Consider the following 9,205-nt stretch of genomic DNA (forward strand, 5'->3'; position numbering starts at 1 on the left):
CGGTGCGGCGGCGCTCAGGGCCTCGGCGAGACCTGCGGCGTCAGCAACCGGAATGGCTTCGCCAGCCTCGGTCGTCTCAGCGGCTTCGCCGGTGACGGCCTCGCCGCCTTCAGCGCCGGTGGCTTCGGCATGGGCCGTGAAGCCATGACGCTCGCCGCGTTCGCCACGCTCACCGCGACGGCGGCGGCGGCGACGACGGCGGCGTTCGCCCTCGGTGCCATGCTCGCCCGCGCCTTCGGCGTGAGCTTCGCCTTCGCCGGCAGGCGCCTCGACAGCGACGGCCTCGCCTTCGCCGTGGGTTTCCGCCTGACCTTCGCCATGAGCTTCGGCCTGACCTTCGCCGTGGAACTCGCCGTTGGTCTCGCCGCCCCGACGGCGACGACGGCGGCGGCGGCGACGGCGGCCACCCCGGTCTTCATCACCCTCGCCATGGTCGGCGTCACGGGCTTCGCGCGGCTCGCGGACCTCGCCGTCCGGACGGGCCTCGAACTCCTCTTCCAGCTCTTCCTCTTCCTCGACGATCAGATCCTCTTCCTCGGGCTCTTCGGCCGGGACGGGCTGGGCGGCGAGTTCGACCGGAGCAATGGCCGGCGGCGGGCCGGAGCGCTCGATCTCGTAGTTCGGCACGATCAGGTCAGCCTTGGGCTCGACCTCGATGGTGATGCCGTAGCGGTCCTCGATCTCGGTGAGTTCGGAGCGCTTGCGGTTGAGGACGTAAATGGCGACCTCGGCGGGCACGCGCAGCAGCAGGTGCGAGGCGCGGGCCTTGATCGCCTCTTCTTCCAGCGCGCGCAGCACATGGAGCGACGAGGACTGGATGGTGCGGATGAAGCCTGCGCCGTTGCAATGCGGGCAGACGTGGGTGGAGGCTTCCAGAACGCCGGTGCGCAGACGCTGGCGCGACATTTCCATGAGGCCGAAGTTGGAGATGCGGCCCACCTGGATGCGGGCGCGATCGTTCTTCAGCGCCTCCTTCAGGCGACGCTCGACATTGCGGACGTTGTTCTTGTCCTCCATGTCGATGAAGTCGATGACGACGAGGCCGGCCATGTCGCGCAGGCGCAGCTGGCGGGCGATCTCGTCGGCGGCCTCAAGGTTGGTCTTGTGGGCCGTTTCCTCGATGTTGTGCTCTTTGGTCGCCCGGCCGGAGTTGATGTCGATGGACACCAGCGCCTCGGTCGGGTTGATGACGATGTAGCCGCCGGAGCGAAGCTGCACGACCGGACGGTACATGCCCTCGAGCTGGGCTTCCACCTGGTAGCGATGGAAGAGGGGCACGCGGTCACGGTACAGATGCACCTTCTTGGCGTGGCTGGGCATCAGGAGGCGCATGTAGTCCTTGGCGGCGCGATAGCCGTGATCGCCCTCCACCCAGACTTCGTCCACATCGCGCGAGTAGATGTCGCGGATGGCGCGCTTGATGAGGCTGCTGTCCTCGTAGATCAGCGCCGGGGCAACGGAGTTCAGCGTCTGCTCACGGATCTCGTCCCACAGGCGGGTGAGGTAATCAAAGTCGCGCTTGATCTCGGTCTTGGTGCGCTTGAGGCCCGCCGTGCGGATGATGCAGCCCATACCCTTGGGCAGCTTCAGGTCCGACATGATGGACTTCAGGCGGCGACGGTCTGTCTGGCTGGAGATCTTGCGGGAGATGCCGCCACCGTGGGTGGTGTTGGGCATCAGCACCGAATAGCGGCCGGCCAGCGACAGGTAGGTGGTGAGCGCCGCGCCCTTGCCGCCGCGCTCTTCCTTCACGACCTGAACCAGCAGGATCTGACGGCGCTTGATGACTTCCTGGATCTTGTAGCGACGACGCAGGGAGGTGCGCCGGCGGCGCATGTCTTCCTCGGCTTCGTCGTGTTCATCATCGCCGTTGCCGGCAACGACCTCGGTGCCCTCGCCGGCATCGCCCGCTTCGGAGTCCTCGCCAGCGTCAGTGTCATCGCCGCCCTCGGCGTCGTCCTGCGCGGGGTCTTCGGCGTCATCGTCGTGATCGCCGGAGGTGGCGTGGTCCGCGTCGTCGTAGCGGCTGGCGGCGAACTCTTCCCGAAGCAGGGCTTCGCGGTCTTCGTGCGGAATCTGATAATAGTCGGGATGAATTTCGCTGAAAGCCAGAAAGCCATGACGATTGCCGCCGTATTCGACAAACGCGGCCTGGAGCGACGGCTCTACTCGGGTAACTCTTGCGAGGTAAATATTGCCTTTAAGCTGCTTCTTCGTTGCTGCTTCAAAATCAAATTCTTCGATACGGGTTCCACGCACCACGGCGACCCGGGTTTCCTCCGGGTGGCGGGCGTCGATCAACATACGTGTGGACATTCAAAGTTCTCCATGCGCGCAGCCGGGCGGGCGCGCTAAGGCGCCCGGCGCTCACGACTGCGTGTGTCTGTGGGCACAGCCGGCCGCAGGCGCGGCGCAGCGTAAAACGTTGCAGGGGACGGACGTTCAACGGCCGTATGGTCGAAGGCGCGGCGCAAGGAAGGTTCTTCACCCTTTCCTCAGCCTTCTCGCCCGACAATCGGCCCATTGATTTCAATCCTTGTCGTCAAAGCGTTCCGTTCAGCCTGACCTGGCAATACTTCGATCCCAACTGGGGGCCGGGTGGCAAGGGCACGGCGCTGACCGCGTTGAACTCCGAAACTGTAACATTTGGACAGCTAACACCAATTTGGGCGATCCACAACCCAACTCCGTGCATCGATGCGCCCGTGATATACAGTTTGTCGCCTCGGTGCTTGTTCAGCAAGGCTTGGCCGACTAATGTGCCGCGTAAACCAAGACACCAAATTAATAATTCCGGCAGCGTTTAGACTCCCCACAACAGCGGCAGCAGACGGGCGTGAGAGCAGGACACGAGACGATGAGCGGCATTTTGCCGGGCAACCGGGGCGGGCGTTTTCGGCAGGTCATGGGGCAGGCAACGGCGCAGGCGGAGAGCCGAGTGCGGTTCGGGAGCATGAACCTGGTGCTTGCAGCCCTGTTGTTGCTGCTCGGTCTAATGATGGCGGCAATGCCTGCGCAGGCAGCGCGCATCACCGGGCTGTCCGCCGTGGCGCAGGGCAGCGACGCCCACGTGATCATCGATCTGGATGCGGCCTTTGCCACGCCGCACATGTTCTATCTGGACGGGCCGCAGCGTATCGTGATCGACTTTCCGGGCACGCGCCTTGCCGGTCCGAACCGGGCGGAAGGCAGCGGGCCGGTCAAATCCGTGCGACTTGCGCAGAACACGCCGGAGCTCAGCCGTCTCGTGATCGATCTGGCCGAAGGGGGCGTTGCCAGCGTGGACCCGGCAGGGGTTCCCGGCCGCAATGCCCTGCGCCTCGTGGTGCGCGGGGACCGGCAGGGCTTTGCCAGCGCGCTGCGGCAGGGCCGCCGTGCCCTTGCTGTCGCGACACCGGCACAGGCGGCATCGGCGCCTGCCGCGACCATCCCGGCCGGGGTGCAGGCGGCGGTCGACGCCGCGGCACAGGGGCAGGCAGCACAGGCTCCGGTACAGACGGCGTCCATCGCCCCGGTGCCGACGCCGATGCCGACGCAAGCGCCTGCTCAGGTTCAGGCCCCGGTCATCGCGCCGTCCGGCCCGGTGGGTCCGGTGAAGCCGGGCGAGCGGCCGGTCGTGGTGATCGACGCGGGCCACGGCGGGCAGGACCCCGGCGCGCCCAGCGTCATCAAGGGGCGGTGGGAGAAGGAAGTGACGCTGGCGATTGCAAAGGCGATCAAGGCGGAGCTGGACCGCTCAGGCAAGGTGAAGGCGGTGCTGACCCGCTCCAACGACATCTTCATTCCCCTCGGCCGTCGTGTGGACATCGCTCGCGCCGCCGGCGCCAACCTGTTCATCTCGGTGCACGCGGACTCGATCGGCCGGCCGGATGTCCACGGCGCAACCGTCTACACCCTGTCCGAGACCGCATCGGATAAAGAGGCCGAGCGACTGGCCGCCAAGGAAAACAAGGCGGACATCATTGCCGGCATCAACCTTGGCGCGGAAAGCCAGGACGTGACCAACATCCTCATCGACCTCGTGCAGCGCGAGACGATGAACCTCTCCGCCGAGTTCGCGGGGATCGTGGTGCGGGAGGTGGGCAAACATCGTTATTTCCGCTCCAACAACCACCGTTTTGCCGGTTTCCGCGTTCTGAAAGCACCGGACGTGCCCTCCGTGCTGCTGGAGACGGGCTACATGTCGAACCTGGAGGACAGCAAATACCTGTTCTCGGAAAGCGGCCAGCAGGCCATCGCCCGGGGCGTGCGGGCAGCGGTGGAAGCCTACTTCCAGCGCACGCTCGCGCGGACATCGGTGGCCGCGGGCGCGCCTTGACCGGTGGTCGCAAAATTACAATCTGATGGAATTAACCGGGTACGGCGGGCCGGTTGCCAATCTGGGCGAAGCGCCTTAAACGCACTCGCCGCGACAGAGTAAGGAACGTCAGCGTGGCTGAACCGGGTCAGAACGAGCACGATCAGGACCCCTCCGACCGTCAGCAACGGGAAGAGGCGCAGGGCCGCCGCAAGGGCTTCGGGTCCCTCAGCCGTGGCAGGAAATGGCTGCTTGGCGGCGCGGGGCTGATGGTGGCCGGTCTGCTGGCGGGCGGCCTGCTCTACGCCTCGATGGCGCGCGACCTGCCCTCGGTCGAGGAACTGGCGGCCTACGAGCCGGACCTGCCGACGACGGTGCTTGCGGGCGACGGCTCCATTCTGGCCGTGTTCCAGCGCGAGCGGCGCGTTTACACCTCCTACGAGGAAATCCCCGAGCTGGTGCGCCACGCCTTCATCTCGGCGGAAGACAAGACCTTCTACAGCCACAGCGGCCTCGACTACGCCGGCATTGCCCGCGCGGTGGTGACCAACGTGCGCAACATGGGCAGCGACAAGCGGCTGGTGGGCGCCTCCACCATCACCCAGCAGCTGGCGCAGGCCATGAACCTGGGGCGCGAGGTGAGCTACACCCGCAAGCTGCGCGAGGCCATTTTGGCCAAGCGGCTTGAAGAGGCCATGCCCAAGGAGCGCATCCTCGAGCTTTACCTGAACCAGATCTTCCTCGGCCGGAACTCCTACGGCGTCGGCGCGGCCTCGCTGGCCTATTTCAACAAGCCGCTGGATGAACTGACGGTGGAAGAGGCGGCGTTCCTCGCCTCGCTGCCCAAGGGGCCGAGCCTCTATGGCCAGCCCAAGTACCGGGACATGGCAACGGAGCGGCGCAACTACGTTCTGGGCCAGATGCGCGACAACGGCTACATCACGCCCGCGCAGCACGACGCGGCGGTGGCGCACGAGATCACGCTGACGCCGGTGCGCTCTCGCGCCCGCTCGCGCCTTGGCGAATACTTCGTCGAGGAAGTGCGCCGCACGCTCATCGACGTGTACGGCGAGGACAAGGTCTATGGCGGCGGTCTGTGGGTGTACACCTCCATCGACCCCGAGATGCAGCAGGCGGCCGAGACCGCCATGCGCGACGGCTTCCTGCGCTACGAGCGCGCCCGGGACTGGCGCGGGCCGTACGATACCATCGAGCTGGGCGAGGGCTGGGAGAAGCGCCTGAACGCGCTGGACGTGCCGCTGGGCTATGAGGAATGGCGCGCGGCCGTGGTGCTGGAAAAGCAGGGCGGCACCTCCATTCTCGGCTTCGGCGACGGCACGCGCGGGCGCATGCCCCCCGACCAGGCGACCCGGCGCATGAAGGGGCAGCCCGCCTCGCAGCACCTGAAGCCGGGCGACGTCATTCCGGTGGCCCCGGTTGCCAAGACCAAGGACACCTACGCGCTGCGCCAGATCCCGCAGATTTCCGGCGGGTTCGTGGCGATGGACACGCTTTCGGGCCGGGTGATGGCGCTGGTGGGCGGGTTCGATGCCCGCCGCAGCCAGTTCAACCGCGCTACGCAGGCGCTGCGCCAGCCGGGCTCGGCGTTCAAGCCGATTGTCTACGCGGCGGCGCTGGACAACGGCTTCACCCCGGCCTCGGTGGTGCTGGACGAGGATTTCTGCGTCGATCAGGGCGGACGGCTGGGCGTGAAGTGCTTCCGCAACTTCTCCGGCCGGGGCACTGGCCCGCAGACGCTGCGCACCGGCCTCGAGCAATCCCGCAACCTGATGACGGTGCGCCTCGCCAACAGCGTCGGCATGCCCAAGGTGGCCGAAATGGCCGAGCGGCTGGGGCTGACGGAGAAGATGAGCCCGGTGCTGGCAATGTCGCTGGGCGCAGGCGAGACGACCGTGATGAAACTGGTGGCGGCCTATGGCATGCTGGCCAACGGTGGCAAGCAGATGAACCCGATCCTCATCGACCGGGTGCAGGACCGCCACGGCAAGACCATCTACAAGAGCGACAAGCGCAACTGCCCGAGCTGCGAGGCCACCGAATGGCAGGGCGAGGGCATGCCCCGCGTGGCGGACACGCGCAAGCAGGTAATCGACCCGCGCACCGCCTATCAGGTGGTGCACATGCTGGAAGGCGTGATCGAGCGCGGCACCGCGCGGCGGCTGCGCGACCTGGACCGGCCGATGGCAGGCAAGACCGGCACGACCAACAACTCGCAGGACGTGTGGTACGTGGGCATGACCCCGGACCTGGCCGCGGGCCTGTACCTTGGCTATGACACGCCGCGCAGCATGGGCAGCTGGGCGCAGGGCGGTACGGTGGCCGCGCCGATCTGGAAGCAGTTCGCCGAGGCGGCGCTGAAGGACGCGCCCAAGCCGCAGTTCGTCGCCCCGCAGGGCCTGCGCTTCGTGAAGGTGAACCGCAAGACCGGCAAGCTGGCCAACTACGACGGACCGGACGTGATCTGGGAAGCCTTCAAGCCGGGGCTGGAGCCGCGCCGCTTCGTCTCACTCGCCGGACCGCAGACCGTGCAGTCCGACACCGAGTTCGTCGAGACGATGGGCGGGATTTATTAACGGCGGCAGGCCGGCTGCCGCCTTGGGGGCGGGATTTACCAAGATCGGGGTTTGACTTTGCGGGGGACTTGTCCCCCGCGCCCCCCATTCGTTTTATCGGGCCGCGTCTGTTGATGGCGACAACATTCATCCCCATATCGATTAGAGATTGATGCGGACCTGATCTGCCGTCTCCCGGGAGGGGCGCGGCAGTATTCAAGCGTTGACATTGAGGGCGGGGTCTGGCTTTTCCAGACCTCTAAACCCCGACATGCGGGGCGTTCCTCCACTTATCGAGAGTAAGGACAAGATGCGCGCGGAAGCGGAAAGCTACATCCTCCAAACCAAGCAGGCGCTGGACCTGCTGAGGAGGTTTCTTTGACTGGGATCAGGCTCTAAGACGGCTCGATGAGCTGAACGCAGCGGCGGAAGATCCCTCGCTGTGGAACGATCCCAAGAAGGCACAATCCCTGATGCGCGAGCGCAGGCGGCTGGACGAGTCCATCACGGCCTATCGCGACATCGAGCGGGAGCTGGAAGACACCATCGGTCTCATCGAACTCGCCGAGGAAGAGGGCGATGAGGGCATGGTGGACGACGGCGTTGCTGCGCTGGCGGATCTCGCCAAGCGGGCGGACCGCGACAAGGTTGCGGCGCTGCTGTCGGGCGAGGCGGATGCCTCCGACTGCTACATCGAAATCAACTCGGGCGCAGGCGGCACGGAATCCAACGACTGGGCCGAAATGCTGGCGCGCATGTACGCGCGCTGGGCGGAACGCCGTGGCTTCAAGGTGGAACTGATCGACCGTCATGCGGGCGAACAGGCGGGCATCAAGTCCTGCACCTACCTGATCAAGGGCGAGAACGCCTACGGCTGGGCCAAGACGGAAAGCGGCGTGCACCGGCTGGTGCGCATCTCGCCGTATGATTCCAACGCCCGCCGCCACACCAGCTTTACGAGCGTTTGGGTGTATCCGGCGATCGACGACGATATCGAGATCGAGGTCAACGAAAAGGACCTCAAGATCGATACCTACCGGTCTTCGGGCGCGGGCGGTCAGCACGTCAACACCACGGACTCGGCGGTGCGCATCACGCATATTCCGACCGGCATCGTGGCGGCGTGTCAGAACGAGCGTTCGCAGCACAAGAACCGCGCCACGGCCATGAAGATGCTGAAGGCGCGGCTCTATGAAGCCGAGCTCCAGAAGCGCGAGGCCGAGGCTGCCGCCACGCAGGCGAGCAAGACCGATATCGGCTGGGGCCACCAGATCCGCTCGTACGTGCTGCAGCCGTACCAGATGGTGAAGGACCTGCGCACCGGCGTCGTGAACCAGCAGCCGCAGCTGGTGCTGGACGGCGATCTCGACGCGTACATGGCCGCGGCCCTGTCGCAGCGCGTGACCGGCGAGAAGGTCTCGGTGGAAGACATCGACTAGGCTTCCGCCAAGCCGTTGACTGGAAAAGAGGCCGTCGCTCCTGCCAAGGGGTGGCGGCCTTTTCCGTGGGGCGTTAAGGATCCCTTTGCCGGTCTTATGGCAGGGAGGGCGTCATGCGCAGGATTGACCATTTGCTGATCACCAGACCGGGCCGTGCCTGCCGGGCGGCCGTTGCCGTGGGGCTGCTGCTGGCAAGCGCCGCGCCTGTTGCAGAGGCGGCGAGCCGCAAGCGCGAAGAAGGCGCTAAGACCGCGCTGACCGCCGAGACGCAGGTGAGCCTTGGCCGCCGCTTCGAGGCGAAGGGCGACACGGAGACGGCGCTGGGCCTTTACCAGAAGGCGGTGAGCGAGAAGCCGGACAACGACGAGGCGCTGCGGGCGCTGATCGGCCTTGCGGTGCGCACCAACCGGGCGAGCCTTGTTCTCGACGAAGCGGTGCGGCTGGCAACCAAGCGCCCGAATGATGCCGAGGCGCAGCTGTGGCTGGCAACCGCCCTCAACGAGAAGGGCCGGCCCGCGGACGCGCTGGCAGCGCTGGCGGAGGCCGAGAAAGCGGGCTCCGGCCCCATGCCGGCGCTGATGTGGGCGCAGCGGGGCATTGCCCATGACATGGCGGGCAATCATCTGGAAGCGCAGCGGGCGTTCAGCCGCGCCATCACCCTGAACCCGAGCGACTGGCAGCTGCCGATGCGGCTGGCGCTGTCTCTGGCGTTGCAGGCCGACTACCCGGCGGCGCTGCGCATTCTCCAGATGCAGGTGAACGATCCGCTGATGGAGCGGCCGGTGCGCGAGACGCTGGCGATCATCTACGCGCTCTCCGGCCAGACCGAGCAGGCAACGGAAATCGCCCGGACGGCAACGGCCGCGGAACTGGCCGACTCGCAGCGGGGGTATCTG

5 protein-coding genes are annotated in these 9,205 nt (G+C 66.3%); 4 read left to right on the plus strand and 1 reads right to left on the minus strand.

What is annotated here, in order from left to right; translation table 11 throughout:
- Nucleotides 1-2,316 (minus strand): ribonuclease E/G (locus VIG90_RS11805; protein WP_331593719.1); only part of this gene is annotated, 2,316 nt, incomplete at its 3' end.
- A 541-nt stretch (nt 2,317-2,857) separates the two neighbouring features.
- Between VIG90_RS11805 and VIG90_RS11810 the strand changes: the two genes are divergently transcribed.
- The 4 genes from VIG90_RS11810 to VIG90_RS11825 all read left to right on the plus strand — a co-directional run.
- Nucleotides 2,858-4,318 (plus strand): N-acetylmuramoyl-L-alanine amidase, encoded by a 1,461-nt coding sequence (locus VIG90_RS11810; protein WP_331593720.1) that lies wholly within the window; start codon nt 2,858-2,860, stop codon nt 4,316-4,318.
- Nucleotides 4,319-4,431: 113 nt separating this feature from the next.
- The gene (locus VIG90_RS11815; protein ID WP_331593721.1) at nt 4,432-6,891 is read left to right on the plus strand and encodes a penicillin-binding protein 1A; all 2,460 of its coding nucleotides are present in this window, start codon (nt 4,432-4,434) and stop codon (nt 6,889-6,891) included.
- A 289-nt stretch (nt 6,892-7,180) separates the two neighbouring features.
- A protein-coding gene (prfB, locus tag VIG90_RS11820; RefSeq protein ID WP_331593722.1) for a peptide chain release factor 2 occupies nt 7,181-8,309 on the plus strand; the annotation gives its coding sequence in 2 pieces (ribosomal slippage) (nt 7,181-7,249 and nt 7,251-8,309; 1,128 coding nt in all).
- Between the two features lie 113 nt (nt 8,310-8,422).
- Nucleotides 8,423-9,205: tetratricopeptide repeat protein (locus VIG90_RS11825; RefSeq protein ID WP_331593723.1), on the plus strand; the 783-nt coding region annotated here is incomplete at its 3' end.

The sequence above is a fragment of the Pedomonas sp. genome (assembly GCF_036515995.1).
Classification (GTDB): Bacteria; Pseudomonadota; Alphaproteobacteria; order Sphingomonadales; family Sphingomonadaceae; genus Pedomonas.